At 58.8% G+C, this 15,638-nt stretch carries 12 protein-coding genes; 5 read left to right on the top strand and 7 right to left on the bottom strand.

Annotation, left to right across the window (positions count from 1 at the left end; genetic code table 11):
• Positions 1–13: 13 nt before the first annotated feature.
• A complete protein-coding gene (locus GNZ12_RS34550) occupies positions 14–985 on the bottom strand; it encodes an amidohydrolase family protein (protein WP_172316464.1) in 972 nt (323 codons plus the stop codon).
• 289 nt (positions 986–1,274) lie between these two features.
• Between GNZ12_RS34550 and GNZ12_RS34545 the strand changes: the two genes are divergently transcribed.
• Positions 1,275–1,733: a MarR family winged helix-turn-helix transcriptional regulator gene (locus GNZ12_RS34545; protein ID WP_328806105.1), complete on the top strand. Its 459-nt coding sequence runs from the start codon at positions 1,275–1,277 to the stop codon at positions 1,731–1,733.
• A gap of 271 nt (positions 1,734–2,004) precedes the next feature.
• Here GNZ12_RS34545 and GNZ12_RS34540 read toward each other — a convergent pair whose 3' ends face one another.
• Complete coding sequence (locus GNZ12_RS34540) at positions 2,005–3,459, bottom strand: aldehyde dehydrogenase family protein (RefSeq protein WP_172316462.1); 1,455 nt, start codon at positions 3,457–3,459, stop codon at positions 2,005–2,007.
• 415 nt (positions 3,460–3,874) lie between these two features.
• Between GNZ12_RS34540 and GNZ12_RS34535 the strand changes: the two genes are divergently transcribed.
• From GNZ12_RS34535 to GNZ12_RS34520, 4 genes are all read left to right on the top strand, one after another.
• Positions 3,875–4,798, top strand: a complete 924-nt coding sequence (locus GNZ12_RS34535; RefSeq protein ID WP_172316461.1) for an amidohydrolase family protein — start codon at positions 3,875–3,877, stop codon at positions 4,796–4,798.
• Between the two features lie 33 nt (positions 4,799–4,831).
• Positions 4,832–5,713 carry an intradiol ring-cleavage dioxygenase gene (locus GNZ12_RS34530; RefSeq protein WP_172316460.1) on the top strand — a complete coding sequence of 294 codons (882 nt, stop codon included), beginning with the start codon at positions 4,832–4,834 and terminating at the stop codon, positions 5,711–5,713.
• Between the two features lie 30 nt (positions 5,714–5,743).
• Complete coding sequence (locus tag GNZ12_RS34525; RefSeq protein ID WP_172316459.1) at positions 5,744–6,817, top strand: maleylacetate reductase; 1,074 nt, start codon at positions 5,744–5,746, stop codon at positions 6,815–6,817.
• 71 nt (positions 6,818–6,888) lie between these two features.
• The gene (locus GNZ12_RS34520; protein ID WP_172316458.1) at positions 6,889–7,572 is read left to right on the top strand and encodes a TetR/AcrR family transcriptional regulator; all 684 of its coding nucleotides are present in this window, start codon (positions 6,889–6,891) and stop codon (positions 7,570–7,572) included.
• A 105-nt stretch (positions 7,573–7,677) separates the two neighbouring features.
• Here the strand turns inward: GNZ12_RS34520 and GNZ12_RS34515 are convergent, their stop codons facing one another.
• The 5 genes from GNZ12_RS34515 to GNZ12_RS34495 form a co-directional block, all read right to left on the bottom strand.
• Complete coding sequence (locus GNZ12_RS34515; RefSeq protein ID WP_172316457.1) at positions 7,678–9,432, bottom strand: FAD-dependent oxidoreductase; 1,755 nt, start codon at positions 9,430–9,432, stop codon at positions 7,678–7,680.
• A gap of 120 nt (positions 9,433–9,552) precedes the next feature.
• Complete coding sequence (locus tag GNZ12_RS34510) at positions 9,553–11,289, bottom strand: AMP-binding protein (RefSeq protein ID WP_172316456.1); 1,737 nt, start codon at positions 11,287–11,289, stop codon at positions 9,553–9,555.
• 126 nt (positions 11,290–11,415) lie between these two features.
• The gene (locus GNZ12_RS34505) at positions 11,416–12,204 is read right to left on the bottom strand and encodes an enoyl-CoA hydratase/isomerase family protein (protein ID WP_172316455.1); all 789 of its coding nucleotides are present in this window, start codon (positions 12,202–12,204) and stop codon (positions 11,416–11,418) included.
• Positions 12,205–12,268: 64 nt separating this feature from the next.
• Positions 12,269–14,008, bottom strand: a complete 1,740-nt coding sequence (locus GNZ12_RS34500; protein WP_172316454.1) for a CocE/NonD family hydrolase — start codon at positions 14,006–14,008, stop codon at positions 12,269–12,271.
• A gap of 254 nt (positions 14,009–14,262) precedes the next feature.
• Positions 14,263–15,615 carry an MFS transporter gene (locus GNZ12_RS34495; RefSeq protein ID WP_235993976.1) on the bottom strand — a complete coding sequence of 451 codons (1,353 nt, stop codon included), beginning with the start codon at positions 15,613–15,615 and terminating at the stop codon, positions 14,263–14,265.
• Positions 15,616–15,638 lie beyond the last annotated feature (23 nt).

Below are 15,638 nucleotides of genomic sequence, written 5' to 3'. Positions count from 1 at the left end.
CCTATTCCTCGCATCATTCAAGTCCGAATAGGCGCCGAGCATTCTCACGTCCAATCTTCACGCGATCAGTTTCGCTGATCGAGCATGTGTCGAACCATTGGGACGCCTCGTCATGCGTTTCAAATGGGTAGTCGACCGAATACATGATCCGGTCACTGCCAACCTCCAGCATCGCGGACTGAAGCGTCTGCGTTCTGAAATTCCCGCTCGTCGTGAGGTAGACGTTCTCCTGGAGATATTCGCCCACGCTGCGCTTGCACGGCACGCCGCGTGGCGCCTTGTTGAGAATGTGGTCGACGCGCCAGACGTTGTACGGAATCCCCTCGCCGAGATGGCCAAGAATCATCTGCAAGCTGGGATTACGGTCGAAGAGACCTGACGTCATCAGTCTCAGGGCGTGAATACTCGTTTCAACCGCGAACGCCCAAGTCGCCGCGGTCAGCCATGGAAAACCGTCGTAGATCGGTTCACGGGACGGCAACGGATCCCGGGGATGCATATAAAACGGTTTGCCGAGCGCCGCCGCGCTCGCCCAGAAATCGGTGTACTGCGGGGCGTCGTAGTACACGACATTTTCCGCATCGCCCACCTGGGAAAAACCATTCACCATGAAGCCGTGAAATCCCAGATCCTTCACGGTTCGTTCGAGCTCACGTGCCGCAGCTTCGGGGTCCTGCATCGGCAACGCGGCGAACCCGCCCAGGCGCGTGGGATGCCGGGAAACATGGTCAGCGAGGACATCATTGGCGCGCCTCGCGACATCGATCGCCTGTTTGGCGTCCGGGATCCCCTGGATGCCCGGCGAGTTGAGCGACAGGATGGAATACTCGGCTCCGCCCTGCTCCATCCGCTCGAGTCTCTGCTGCTCAATGTCCATCAGATTGGACTTCAGCATCTCCCAAACGGGGGCAGGCGCATAGATTTTCGACTGCTCGATGGTGAGGTCTATCGCAAAGTGTTCTTCAAGTGCAATCTTGTTTCTCATTGATCCGCTCCAATTCAACGCATCGCAACCTCATCTGCAAACAAGGAAGATGAGGGGCATCACATAGGGTTGTCCCCGGTCGTCACATATTTGATTTTTCAAGTATATGCAGTGAACTGTACTTGATTTTTCAAGTATATGTGCTCCGTGTAAACCCTTGTCGATTGACGCCCGTGAACAGTCCCACGCACCCCGAAAAACTGCTTCAATTCGCGCTCACTATCGGATAGCATATAATTGACTTTTCAAGTATATGCATTCACTTCAATCCTCAGTTTTGGCGACGATCGTGAACACTCCCAAGCGACCAGAAGAACTGGAAAAAGCGATTCCCTTCCTGATGGCCCGTGCCACCAGCCGAATGGGAAACGCCTTCTCGAAGGCACTTAAACCGTTCGGCCTGAACCTCAGCGAGTGGCGGGTCTGCGCCTCGCTTCTGTATGTTCCGGGCCAGACTTTGTCTGAGCTTTCTCTCCATGCATCGTCCGATATTTCGGCGCTCTCCAGGATCATCGATCGTCTCGAGGGGCAGGAGTTGGTGCGGCGGGAGAGGAGCGCGACAGATGGACGGTCGATCAGGGTTGTCCTGACGGAAAAAGGGGAAGAGCTTGCGCTGCGCATCGTCCCTGTCGCAAAGCGCCATGAGTCGGTAGCGCTCTCGGGCTTCACCGCCGCCGACGTCAAGGTGTTGCGCTCCATGCTGCTCAAGTTGTTCGAAAACGCAGGCGCGCTTGAAGATTTGCCTTAACCGTAGATTCGCAAGGCGGGGATGGAGTCAGGAAGGTGGCGCTATGCGTGCTGAGCACAGCGCCAATAGTCGCGATGAGCGGAACGAACCCGCAGGGCGGTAAAGCGCGAGGACAGTGTTGCGTTGCTGCCCTTCCCGCCAGGTTACGGTCAGATAGACCTGACAACTGCCATCGGCAAGCAGCTTCGCCTGCGCGCCGCACGGCCGTGCCGGCGAAGCCGATCTTCCGCTCGCCGCAGACCGTGCGCGTACCCGTTGACCAGCGTTGCCCCTAAAACGGGTACGGCGTCTGGGTGCTGCGCGAATTGATCCAGATGACGTCGCTGAAGTCGGCCAGACTGTCGGGGCCGGTACGTCCCCAGCCGCTGTCGCGCACGCCGCCCATCGGCGCGTGGATCTCGTCGTTGACCGTCGCCGTATTGACGTTGACGATCCCGCACTGGATCTTTGGAGCGAGTTCGAAGGCCCGGTAAGTGTCGCCGGACAGAATGGAAGAACTCAGGCCGTACATGGTCCGGTTGGCGGCGGCCACCGCCTCCTCCGCCGTGTCCACGGCCTCGACCACGACCACTGGCCCGAAGGTCTCCTCCTGGGCGACTAGTGCATCGGCCGGCACATCCGTCAGAATCGTGGGTTCGTAGACCTGGCCCGTGTAGCGACCGCCGCTGCGCACGACGGCGCCTTTGGCGACGGCTTCCCTGACACGCTCATCGACAAGTTCGACCGCCGCTGGCGTAACCAGCGGTCCGATGATGGTCTTCGGATCCTGCGGGTCGCCGGAGGTGAGGGTCCGGGTCCGCGCCACGAACCGGGTCAGGAACGCGTCGTAGATCTTGCGTTGGACGATGATGTGACGCGTATTCAGGCAAATCTGCCCCTGATGGAAAAAACAGCCGAAAGTCGCCGTGCGAACCGCATAGTCGAGGTCGACGTCGTCGAGCACGATCATCGGGTTGTAGCCACCCAGTTCCAGCACCGTGCGCTTGAGCGTGCGGCCCGCCCGTTCAGCCAGCATGCGGGCTGTCTTCACGCCACCGATCAGGTTGATGACGCGCACATTCGGGTTGTCGAAGAACTCATCTGCGATTTCGCCTGCGGCGCCGGGTGCGTGGGGCACGACATTGATGACGCCGTCGGGAAAGCCGGCTTCATGCGCGATTTCCGCCAGCATCAGGCCCGCCGACACCGGAGCGAGTTCGGACGGCTTGACCACCACCGTATTGCCGGCACCGATCGGAGAAATAACCGCCCGCCATGACAGGATGTTCGCGCCGTTCCAGGGCGTGAAGCTGGCTACCACACCCAGCGGGCGACGCACGGCGATGGAATGCACACCCGGCTGGTTGGTTGCCAACACCTGGCCCGCTGGCTGATACATCCAGCCGGCGGCCTGTTCGAGCGTCGCGGCCACGAGGTCCTGCTGGAAGTTGGCGAAAGAGATCGTGCTGCCGGTTTCGCGGGCGAGCGCATCGGCAATCTCGCTGCGGCGACGTTTGACGATCTCCGCGGCCTTCAGAAACAGGCGCGCGCGTTCGGCCGGAGGCGTATTGGACCATTCCGGAAACGCTCTGGCGGCGGCCTCCACGGCAATACGCGCCTCAGCCCGCCCGCCTGCGGCAACCTGTGCGAAGGACTGGCGGCTATAGGGCTCCAGTACCTCGAAGGTCCGGGCGCCTTCGGCTTCACGCCATGCACCGCCCGCGAAGTACTTGTAGCTATGGGTCATTTCGTTTTCCTGATCGATCTAGGTTGGCTTTGAACCCATCGGCACGGGTGTGGGTGTATCGGAGGTAGGTGCTGCAGGTTGACGCCTCCACGCTGGCGCAGGGGATCATTGAATCGGGTCGATATCGGCCCAACGAAACCTGCGATAGGCTGGTTCGTCGGCCAATACTATGGTTGCAACGTTCACGCGTGCATCTCCTGAGTTGCAAAGCATCATTGCACTGGATAGAACGTTAAGGCCTCGCTCAAGCCGGACCGGCGGATGTGGCCTTGCATCAACTTGACCAGGAGCACGTGGACGGCTGGATCGCTCACTAAACTTTGCAAACGTAAAAAATAACGACTAAGATGGGTCTAAGCCGAGGAGGCAATGCCGCCTCCCGATGCAAAAGAATTCTTCATAGGAGACGACGGCCATGCCGAAGCGAAAGATTGATACGCACCAACATTTTCTGCCGAAGCTCTACGTGGACGCAGTTGGACTGGATTTGCTGAATGCGGCAATGCCGGGCGGCGTGGCCCCTACCTGGTCAGTCGAGGCAGCCATCGCGATGATGGATGAAAACGGAATCGACGAGGGAATCCTGTCCATCTCCTCCGGCCCCACCCTTCCGGATGCGGCTACGCTGCTGAGAAAATGCAACGACCACGCAGCGGAGCTCAGATCCCGGCATACCGGACGGTTCGGCTCCTTTGCGAGCTTGCCGCTGCCAGACGTCGATGCTTCGCTGAAGGAAGTCAGCTATTGCCTTGACGAGTTGAAGGTCGATGGTTTCATTGTCTTTACGAACTACAACGGACTGTATCTGGGGGACGAGCATTTCACGCCGCTGTGGGAAGAATTGAACAGGCGCGGGGCCGTGGTTTTCGTTCACCCCAACCAGCCGCCTCACGATGCGCCGCCGGTCGCTCCGGCGTCCGTGCTCGAGTTTCCCTTCGAGACGACACGTACAGCCACCAGCCTGATCATGTCAGGTGCGACGAATCGCTTCAGGAACATCCGGTTCATCCTTTCGCATGCCGGGGGAACGCTGCCGTTTCTGGTTCCTCGCCTCGCGCTCTCGATCTCCATGATGCCCGCGGTGGCCGAACGCGTGGGTGATACGTTGGCGGCGGTCCGATCCTTCTACTTCGACACCGCACTTTCCGCCGGCAATGCGCCCCTCAGCGCGCTGGCGCAAGTAGCAGACCCCGATCACATTCTCTTCGGAACGGACTTCCCGTTTGCACCGAGAGGCGCAATTCGGCAGTTCGGGAATGTGCTCGACGACATCCAGATTCCCGGCATCGAGATGGACAAGGTGTACGGGGAAAATGCTGCCCGGCTGCTTGCGCGCTAACTGTACTGGCAACGCGGAGTTCAAGGAAAGACGATGCGCAATATCAACGAAGACACCATCACCCAAGCGGTGCTCGAGGCGATGGCCGGCTGCACCAACGACAGGCTGCGCACTGTGATGACCAGCCTTGTCCAGCATTTGCATTCGTTCGCAAGAGACGTGAAGTTGACCGAGAGTGAATGGCGGTACGCGATCGACTTCCTCACCGATGTTGGCCATATCACTGACGAAAAACGCCAGGAGTTCGTCCTCCTGTCGGATACGCTCGGTCTGTCGATGCTGGTTACGACACAGAACAACCGCAAGCCAGCCGAATGCACGGAGGCCACTGTTCTTGGCCCGTTCTTTGTTATGGGTGCCCCCGAATACAGGAACGGTGACGACATTTCCAACGGTGCAGCGGGCCTCCCCTGCTTTGTTACCGGCAGCGTTCGGGGCCTTTCGGGAGAACCTGTAGCCGGGGCGTCGATCGAGGTCTGGCAATCCGATGAAGACGGATACTACGACGTGCAGTACGGGGACCCTCAGGATGCAAACGTAGCCTATCAAGCCCGTGGTCGTTTGCAGACGCTGCCTGACGGACTCTTTCATTTCCGCTCGATTCTCGCCGAGGCCTATCCGATTCCGCACGACGGACCGGTGGGCCGAATGCTTGATGCGCTCGGACGCCATCCGTGGCGCCCAGCCCACCTGCACTTCTGGATCAAGGCGCCAGGGTACGAGCCCTTGATTACACACGTGTTCCGGAACGGGGACAAGTACCTCGACTCGGACGCCGTATTCGGCGTACGTTCAACTTTGATCGTTGACTGGATCAAGCACCCGCCGGGTGTCGCGCCAGACGGCACCGCGATGGACACCTCGTTTTATACGCTCGACTACGACTTCGTTCTCAACCCTTCGGAGCGCGGCTAATGAACGGGCACACTCTCGTCGGAACCCGCTATGTCAACATCTGAATTCGTCTATAACGGGCGCGGCACGCGTGTCGTCTTTGGCAGCGGCTCGCGCACCCACATCGAACGCGAATTGCACACGCTGCAGGTACACCGCGCTCTGGTTCTGTGTAGTCAGGAGCAGCGCGCATTGGGTGTATCGGTTGCCGATCAATTGGGTGTGCGCGCAGCGGGTGTCTTTGATCGAGCTGCCATGCACGTGCCGGTTGAGCTCGTCGCGCAAGCGCGCACAGTTGCCGAGTCGTTGAATGCCGACTGCCTCATCGCCGTGGGCGGCGGTTCCGCAATCGGCCTCGCGAAGGGTCTTGCCCTTGAGACGAGCCTGCCCATTCTCGCCGTGCCGACCACCTACGCCGGCAGCGAGATGACACCGATATTCGGATTGACCGAGTCGGGCCTGAAACGGACAGGCACCGATTTGCGCGTATTACCCAAAACGGTAGTCTACGATCCAGACCTGACCCTGACTTTGCCAGTCAGCATGTCCGTGACAAGCGGCATCAACGCAATCGCACACGCGGCAGAAGGTTTGTATTCACGTGATGCCAATCCGCTTACCAGCCTGATGGCCGAAGAGGGCATCGCGGCGCTCGCGCGCAGCTTGCCCCAAATCGTCGCACAGCCGAACGATCCATCCGCACGCGCCGATGCGCTCTATGGTGCCTGGCTTTGCGGAGCCGTGCTCGGAAGCGTTGGTATGGCGTTGCATCATAAGCTCTGCCATACGCTCGGCGGCAGTTTCAATCTGCCGCATGCGCCCACCCATACCATTGTGCTGCCACACGCCTTGGCGTACAACGCCGCCGCTGTGCCGGATGCGATGAGACGGATTGCGCGGGCGATCGGGCACGACAGCGCTGCGCAAGGCCTATACGAACTAGCTCGCGCAAACGGTGCGCCCGTCGCACTGAAGGAGATCGGCATGCTGGAGGAACAACTCGACCAGGCCGCCGACATTGCATGCAACAACGCCTACTGGAATCCCCGCCCGCTAGAACGCGGTGCTATTCGCGCCTTGCTGCAGCGGGCATTTGAGGGTAGCGCACCAGACGCTGGGTTGTAGAACAAGTCTCGTCCGGATCCAATGATCTGGACACCAAACATTCACCTCAACGTGTCGCAACGTACTCGCCAATGGCGTCACGAACCCTACCTGTTGCAAGCAATGCCCGGGCACGTCGCCCGGCGGCGCTGAAGCGTATTGAGCAGCAGCGTGCTCAGGAAACGCGTTCGGCCATTTTACATGCCGCGCTTACCGAGTTTTCATCAAAGGGTTTCGAGGTCGCGAGTATTCGTAGCATTGCAGACCGAATCGGGATGCAGCATCCGCTCATTACCTACCACTTTCGCTCCAAAGAAATTCTGTGGCAGGCGGTAGCCGAATATGTATTCGAACGGGTCCGGCAAGAACGCGATGCAAGTCTGTTCAACCTCGGCCCGGCTAGCGCAGTCGATCGGCTCAAGCTGGCATATCGGGCGCTATTTCGCTTCACTGTAGCGTTTCCCGAGTTTCACCGCTTCATACTTCAGGAATCGCTAGGTTCCAGTTCGCGGCTGCAATGGCTCGCCGATACTTTCTTAAAACCGCTGATCAGTTGGTTGCTGCCGCAAATCCGTGCCGCCCAGCAAGAACAGGCGTTACCCAACGTCGAGCCGATTGTTTTCCACTATATGTTGATTAGTCTGACGTCGACTCTTTCGAGCTTCGGTCCGGAATTTTCGGCGACCAGTGATCTATCACCGTCCGATCCGGCGCTGGCCGAAAATTACTGGCGCACTGTGGAGCAACTCGTGTTTGGCGCATTGGCATCGCGCTAGAAGGGCTGCCAGCCACGAGCAAGACTAATGGTACTCGAATGGTGAAGGCGTCTCGCCGTTGATCCGTAACTACACCGATCCCGGCGAAACGCCCGCCTTCAGTATTTACTTCGAGAGCACCTGCCCCAATGCCCGGCGAAGCTCGGCTACCGGATCACTCGGCAACGTAAGGCTACGCCACGCAACATGATGGTCCGGGCGGGCCAATACGCAGCCACTGTCGCCGATTTCACGCACGCGAGCCCAGTCGCCAGTGTGGTCCGCATAGGCCTGCCGCGGACCAATAACGTGTACGTCAACCTTCACCCCCAGCTCCTCACCGATTCTTGAGGCAGCCTCAACCCATGCTTCGCCTCCCAGACCGGTGAACAGTACGAATCGCCCATGTCCTGCGAGGTCAAGCGTGGAGTGTTGCCGTCCACGGGCGTCGAAAACCCAGGCATGCGGCAAACGCGCGCCGGGCCATGTCGTCGCCTGGTAATACAGTTCACGGTCGCGCGTGAACTCCGGTTCTGTTTGCCCATCGGTCACCGCAGCGCTCGAGTGATAGCGTTGATTCATCTCCACACCCTGGGCGTCCAGTTCATATCGCTTGAACGCCAACGCCTCCCGAATTTCGTCCCGCTGTTTTTCGGCAGCCGCCGTGGATCCGCTTCGGGCATGCATATTCGCTTGCAGGACTTCCCCGTCATTCGATTTGTCAATGCCAAGCGCGCTATAGAGCGGGGCAAATTCGGCAATCGACTGGTTTGCGCGGGTGACGACCTGCTTGGCGATCGGTGCACGCTCTACCGAATAGGTATCCAGAAGCGCTTCACCCGCGCGCCCCTTGATGACTTCCGCGAGCTTCCACGCGAGGTTAAACGCGTCCTGAATCGACGTGTTGGAGCCCAACCCGCCGGACGGTGGGTGCCGGTGGGTCGCATCGCCCATGCAGAACACTCTCCCGTCTTGCATGCGAGTTGCGTACATGTTGTTCACTGTCCAGGTATTCGCACCCAACAGTTCGATCTCGAGATCCGGCTTGCCCACCAGTTGTCGCGCGATCGTGGTGGCCTTTGCCTCGTCCACAACCGGCGCAGGTTCGTTGATGTCATAGCCCCAAACAATCAACCACTCGTTCCAAGGCCGAACCATCCGGATCAGGCCCATCCCGATACCGCCCACTTCCGCGCCCGGTTGCATGATGGGGTACAACACCGCAGGGCGGTGTGCAACGAATTCAGACAGGTCCGCGCGGAACCAGATGTTCATCGACCCCCGCACGCCCATCTGCCCTTCGAAAGGCAGGCCCGCGTCTTTTGCGACCTTCGAGTTCCCTCCGTCTGCGCCGATAAGGTACTTTGATTTGACCGTGAACTCCTCCCCCGACAATCGGTCACGGCAGCGCGTGAGAACACCCTCTTCGGTCTGCGTATGACTCAGATATTCCGTGCTCATCCGCGCCTCGGTACCTCGCGCGCAAGCCGTTTTGAAAAGCAGCGGCTCCATGAACGTCTGCGGCAAATCGTTCATCTTGGTCGGACTCGACAATTGACGCTCCGCTCTTGACAGCGGATGCAGCCCCCAACTGGGCACCCTGCCAATCTCCTCACCGGTCAGACTTTCGCAGAAAACCGTCCCACCCATCAGATCCTGATCGGTCGCGAACAGGTAAGCCTCCTGCTCCACCTGCTGGCCGAGGTCGCGAAGGACCTCCATGGTGCGCAGGTTTGTGATGTGCGCTCGCGGCGTGTTGGCCAACCATCGATATTGATTGATGACCATGTTGTTGATTCCGTACGTCGAAAGCAGCGCGGCGCTGGCGGAGCCGGCTGGCCCCGTCCCGACGATGAGGACATCCGTGGTTATTTCATACATTCGACACCTCCAATTGGCAAACCTCCGCATTTCGCCATCAGCATCTATTTCGGATACCTAAATCATGGCGAGTTTGCGAGTCTCGATTTTTTACGATTCCGCCCAGTTTTCACCAACCTGTCAGGCGGTCTTGTGCCCGGTCAGATTGAGATAACGGATCATCTCCTCACGCATGGCGAACTTCTGTACTTTGCCCGTAACAGTCATCGGCAATTCATTAACGAAGCGAATATACTTTGGCACCTTATAGTGAGCGATCTGCCCCCGGCAAAAGTCTCTGATGTCCTCCTCAGTCGAACCTTCACCTTTCCGAAGCACGATCCAGGCGCACAACTCCTCGCCGTTCTTCTCATCCGGCACGCCAAACACCTGCACATTCTGTATTTTTGGATGCCTGAAGAGGTATTCCTCAACTTCGCGGGGATAGATGTTCTCCCCCCCTCGAATCACCATGTCCTTCAGCCTCCCGACGATGTTGCAATATCCATCGGCGTCGATGGTTGCGAGATCGCCTGTATGCATCCATCCGTCAACGATGCTTTCGCGCGTCTTCGAATCGTCTTCCCAGTACCCCAGCATCACCGAGTACCCTCTTGTACAGAGTTCTCCCGTCTCACCGACAGATACAGTACGACCATCGAAATCAACGATCTTGACCTCGAGATGAGGTTGAATCCGCCCGACCGTTGTCGTGCGTTTATCGAGCGGATCCGTGGTTGCGCTTTGAAATGACACAGGACTGGTCTCTGTCATGCCATACGCAATGGTGACCTCTCGCATATGCATTTGGGTCACGACCTGATTCATTGTCTCGACAGGACAGGGCGATCCAGCCATGATGCCGGTCCGCAGACTGCTCAGGTCAAACGATGAAAAGTCCGCATGCCCCAGTTCAGCGATAAACATGGTCGGCACCCCGTGAAGTGCGGTGCAACGCTCTTCCGCGACCGCCGCGAGGGTCGCACCGGCGTCGAATCCTTCGCCCGGGAAGACCATCTGCGCGCCAACCGACACGCACGCCAGTACGCCGAGCACCATGCCAAAACAGTGGTACAGCGGGACAGGAATGCAGAGTGAGTCGGCTTCGGACAGCTTCATCGCCATGCCAACAAAACGCGCGTTGTTGACGATGTTTCGGTGTGTCAGCGTTGCCCCCTTCGGGCTACCGGTGGTGCCGCTCGTGAACTGGATATTGATCGGGTCATGAGGAGAAAGTGTTTGCTCGACGGTATCGACTACCTCACGCCCTTTGTCTCGAAGCATCCCGTCTCCGCACTGCATGACCGAGTGGAATGACATGACGCCCGACACGCTCCAATCACCCACGGAAATCACCGTACGAAGGTCGGGCAGACGTGCGACCCTCACCTCGTCCGGCTGCTGCGACGCTAGCTCAGGCGCTATGTCGAGCAACATCGAAATGTAGTTCGACGTTTTGAAACTCTCAGCGGTGACGAGCGCTTTGCAGCGTACTTTCCGTAGCGCGTACTCGAGTTCCGCCACACGATAGGCGGGGTTGATGTTGACCAACACAGCGCCGATGCGCGCTGTCGCGAACTGCGTGAGCAACCATTCGAACCGGTTGGGAGACCAGATGCCGACGCGATCCCCCTTTCCTATTCCCAATGACAGGAAACCTGCGGCGAGTTGATCGACATGGTCGTCAAACTCCTTCCATGTCCATCGTACAAGTTGCTCCCGGAACACCACAGCTTGCTGATCAGGAAACCGGCGTGCTGTTTCCCTTAGAAACTGGCCAACTGTAGACTCACTCAACGGAACGTCCGTCGAACCCATTACGTAGGCGACGCCATCGGCAGGCACATCGCGCGTAAGGGAACTGGGTAAAGTGTGCATGAAGCCATCCTCCATCGTGCTGCGCGTTTCTGCCGAAAGGTCCGTCGAACCGAGGTTATGCAGCGATTGCAATGCCGCCGTACGTCGCTGGTGAGGTCGAGCCTGACTACACCGGGGAGCGTCGGGCTATTTCCCGTGAAAAACCATCTCACCGGGCTCCTGATCACGGTCGAACGCCTCGGCTGTGTTGACGAAACCTCGCCTGGCGTCCTCCGTGTTGTACAAGTCCATGCAAACATCCAGCATGGTTGCATCCGCACCGGCGATGCCACCGCTTGACCACACCTTCAGCAGGGTGCGCGTAGCTGCGTACGAAAGCGTCGGACCGTCGGAGAGCCGCGTAATCAGCTCGGCAGCAACACGTTCGAGCGCATCGGGTTCAGCCACGTGCGTCACAATCCCGAGGTCTCGGGCCACGCTGCCGGGAATCGGATCACCCAGCATCGCGAAACGGGACGCGTTGCTACGCCCTACTCGCTCGGCCAACCGCTGCAGCGCTCCCGCAATGGGAAGCATCGCCGTCGTGACCTCGACGCATCGGAACACTGCATCGGTTGCCGCCACAATGAAGTCACAGTTCAACGCGAGTTCGAAGCCGCCGCCAAAAGCCAGACCCTGCACCACCGCCACCGTCGGGACGCGGAGCGCTTCGATTGCACGATACGAAGTGTTGATTTCCGCGACGAAGGTGCGGAACCAGTTCAGGTCTTTTCCTGGCCATTCGCGAACTTCTCCACCGAGACTGAAGTTGGGCCCCTCCGCCCGGACGACCAGTACCCGGATGTCGCTTTCGCTAGCTTCGTGAACCGCCTCCCGGAGACACTCTGCAAAATGCGCATCGAGCCGGTTGTAGGGGGGATTCGCGAGGACGATATTCCCAACCTTCCCGTCGCGCTCAAAACGTATGCTTTTCATCGCCTAACCTCACTAATCAATTAAATTCACCAGGCGTCCGTGACGCTCAGAAATGTTTCGCCATTCAGGCGTTCTGTCCATTAATCGGAATCAATGGAAGAAGCAGATGTGAGGGGCGATCAGCGTCCCGGTAAATCTTGTGAGTGACCGTATTGCTACTGGTTACGTGATACGGAATGTATTCGACGTCGGTCATCGCGCCCGTTCCCGTCGGTGCGTCCATACTGCAAATCTCGATACAGATCCGATGGCCGGCCTTGAACTGGTTTGCCGTTGCGAGCACCTGGATTTCATACTTGACGATCTCGCCAGGCGTGACCGGTGCGATCGACTCTTTCGTCAGTTTGTGAAACGGTTCCGCAGGCGTGGATCGGTCGGGATCCGTTGCGCGGTACGACGCTTTCAGCCAGCCGCGGGTAAGTTCACGCTCCGGCAACGTCTCTGGAACCGATCGTTCGCCGACGCGTGCGGTAACGACCGATACGTCGGGACCCACGTCCTTGAGTACGACAATCCAGTTCGTGTCTGTCTGATCAATCTCGGCGTAGAGCATCAGCGAAATGGGACCCGCCACCAACACGTCTTGCGCAAGCGGCTCGGTCATGTAGCGCAGGCGCTCAACCTTGGATGTCTTCTTGAGCGGCATTTGCGTGAAGACATCGGGCTCCCGATGTGCGTTGCCAACTTCGGCCGAAGGTCGAGGGGCATCTGTGGAAAGCTGTTCCCAGCCTGCAAGGTAGTACTTCGCCCATTGGGTCTCAGGCAAAGGCCAGTCACTACCCGTGCGCCATTCGTTGGCGCCCATGACCCAGTAACGGACCGGGGGTTCATCCATGATGCCGGTGTCGATACCCTTCAGCCAGTAGTCGTACCAGCGAATAACTTCGTCGTGGTACTGATGGAATGGCCGCTCCAGATGCGCAGGGCCCGTAAAGATCAGCTTGCGCGGCTGTTTGACATTGCTGAAGTAATGCTGGGCGCCAAGCCAGTGCAATTTGTACGTGTAAGCGTAGGCACCGGAACCCGTATAGAACGGCACCTTGATCGACTTGAAAATTTCCTCGGCTCGTTCGACGGTCCCTTCCGGCTCCCAAGGGTTCGTCATGATGTGGTACATCACCCCCGTGCGCTGCCCCTTCTGCGTCAGGATGTTGTACAGGTTGATGTACATCTTGTAGTCGGGATTGCGCATGGCTGCGCGCCAGAGTTCCTCTTGCGCATCAGGTAACGTACCCGGCACACCGCGCGGCTCATGCACCGTACTGAAAACGTCGAGCAGGTACGGGAAAGTGTGAATGACGCCACCGGGATTGAAGTCCCGAAACCCGAACATCCCTCCGTATGCGCTACAAGCGTCGTACGGAAAAATTGCCTTGAGCGCGGGGTGTCCCTGCGCCGCCGCACGCCATTGTTCACCCGCAAAACCCGAGATCCCCACCATGCCGACCTTGCCGTCGGACCACGGCTGCTGCGTGATCCATTCGATCATGTCGTAATGGTCGGTATTCTCTTCGCCATAGTGGCCTTCCGACTTGGCCGAGCCGCGCGGTTGTGCAATAACGTGCACATAACCATTGGCGATGAAGCGGCGAGTGTCCCCGGCTTCGATCGGCCCGAACCAGAGCGGCGCCTGCGCGGGCTGTGGGGGCAAGACATCCGCAATATCCGGACCCTGAAGATCCTTGTTGTGCAGCGCTGAAGCGTACAGCACGGGATACTTGCCATCCGCATCCGGTCGATAGACGTCTACTGCAAGACGGGTTCCGTCTCGCATCGTTACGACGATGTCGCGTTCTTCAATCATGTCTCCTCCTTCGTTGGCCTGATTGGCGTCAACAGACAGCCCTTTCAAGGCTGAAAATGTCCTGACCCGCTGACATGCGCTTCGCGTTCGCGCTTCGAAGCCGCACGATCCAGCAGGTTCCGTAATTCACTATACTTCACGGTCGTAAAGTATGCAAGGCGAACGGCACGCCGAAGATGAAAATTTGAATCCCCAATGCGTTGCGACTCTGGAACTGCTACGTGCCCAGGACCCCGGGTGCTAGCGCCATACCGTCACTGCGGGATGCTGCTCTGCAACGGTGGATCACCCGCCGATGCCGTACTGATGCCCACCTCGTGATCGTCCGGTATCCGTCGTTGTGCCGCGAGCACCCGGGCCATGACGGTCATGCATACACAAGCCATCAGGAGCGGTATCGACAACAACGCGCATGTGAGCAGATAGGGGAAACCCGATATGACGATCAGACCAATCAACGACGAACCGACAATGGACCCCAGCCGTCCGACCGCAACGTTCCAGCCACCACCGGACGCACGAAGCGCAGTGGGATAGAAGATGCCCGGAATGGTGTTGATACAGATCAGCGGGCCTCCGACGGCCATGCCGGACAAGAAGACCACGCCCGCGTGCCACCGAGTGGCTTCTGACATGCCCAAAGCGATGACAAGCAGCGAGCCTGCGCCGAATGCCACGGAAACGACTGACGCCACGTTATAGCGACGGACAAGGATCGCGAAAAGAACCGCGCCGCCAAGCGCACCGAACTGGAACATTGACGATACTTGCGAGGCGTCGTGCATCGATAGTCCCATCTGTTTCAGGTGCGTCGGCAACCAGCTGCCAATCAGGAAGAACGCCAGATAACCCGCGAACTCGGTAAACCACGTCAACAGGGTGCCAAGCCGGTATTCGCCACCCAACAGCGCCCGACTTCCGTTGATCGATTTGCGCGTCTCCGCGCTGAATAAATGCACGCCGGAGCAGTCTAAAGACGGAAACACTTTGCCAAGGATTCGTTGCGCCTCTTCATTGGATCGTCGACTGGCCACGACGTAGAGCGGCGACTCGGGTACCTGCCACGCGAATAAGGCAACGACCCCAAGCGGCAACAGACCACTCAGTACGAGCATGCCTCGCCAACCCAATGTCCCGATAGCCGAGGACGTCACGACCCCAGCGGCCGCCGCACCGAAAAGAAATCCACAATAAGTCGATGCGAGCATCGCTGAGCGTGAACGATCGGGGCTATATTCCGCGACGATCGCTGACGTGGCGGGCATCGCTGCACCGATACCAAGGCCGGTTATGAAACGCCAGCCAACTAGCTGAAATATCGACTGGGCTTCGCTCGACATCACACCCGCGATTCCAAACCAGGCGATTGCCACGATGCTCACCGTTCGGCGGCCGACACGGTCGGCCAGCGTTCCTCCAACGATCGAACCAACCAGCAGTCCGGTTAATCCAAAGGCCACCAGTGGTGAAAGAGCGGCGCTCGAGAGTTGCCAGTGCTGGCTGATCGCAGGCGCGATGAAGCTGATCACAATCGTGTCGAAACCCTCGATTGCGGTCGCTGCGAAGCAGATGGCGAACACCAGCCACTGCCTTCGCCCGATGGGCATATCGTTGAAAATCTTGCGCACAT

It is taken from the genome of Paraburkholderia solitsugae (assembly GCF_013177695.1).
GTDB lineage: Bacteria > Pseudomonadota > Gammaproteobacteria > Burkholderiales > Burkholderiaceae > Paraburkholderia > Paraburkholderia solitsugae.
This window is presented reverse-complemented; position numbering and strand designations above follow the sequence as displayed.

Bases quoted from the DNA above. Each gene is read 5' to 3' on its own strand.
- GNZ12_RS34525 (WP_172316459.1), top strand. From the start codon at position 5,744: ATGTCAACATCTGAATTCGTCTATAACGGGCGCGGCACGCGTGTCGTC.
- GNZ12_RS34495 (WP_235993976.1), bottom strand. From the start codon at position 15,615: ATGCCCATCGGGCGAAGGCAGTGGCTGGTGTTCGCCATCTGCTTCGCA.
- GNZ12_RS34535 (WP_172316461.1), top strand. From the start codon at position 3,875: ATGCCGAAGCGAAAGATTGATACGCACCAACATTTTCTGCCGAAGCTC.
- GNZ12_RS34505 (WP_172316455.1), bottom strand. From the start codon at position 12,204: ATGAAAAGCATACGTTTTGAGCGCGACGGGAAGGTTGGGAATATCGTC.
- GNZ12_RS34530 (WP_172316460.1), top strand. From the start codon at position 4,832: ATGCGCAATATCAACGAAGACACCATCACCCAAGCGGTGCTCGAGGCG.
- GNZ12_RS34500 (WP_172316454.1), bottom strand. From the start codon at position 14,008: ATGATTGAAGAACGCGACATCGTCGTAACGATGCGAGACGGAACCCGT.
- GNZ12_RS34520 (WP_172316458.1), top strand. From the start codon at position 6,889: ATGGCGTCACGAACCCTACCTGTTGCAAGCAATGCCCGGGCACGTCGC.
- GNZ12_RS34515 (WP_172316457.1), bottom strand. From the start codon at position 9,432: ATGTATGAAATAACCACGGATGTCCTCATCGTCGGGACGGGGCCAGCC.
- GNZ12_RS34550 (WP_172316464.1), bottom strand. From the start codon at position 985: ATGAGAAACAAGATTGCACTTGAAGAACACTTTGCGATAGACCTCACC.
- GNZ12_RS34510 (WP_172316456.1), bottom strand. From the start codon at position 11,289: ATGCACACTTTACCCAGTTCCCTTACGCGCGATGTGCCTGCCGATGGC.
- GNZ12_RS34540 (WP_172316462.1), bottom strand. From the start codon at position 3,459: ATGACCCATAGCTACAAGTACTTCGCGGGCGGTGCATGGCGTGAAGCC.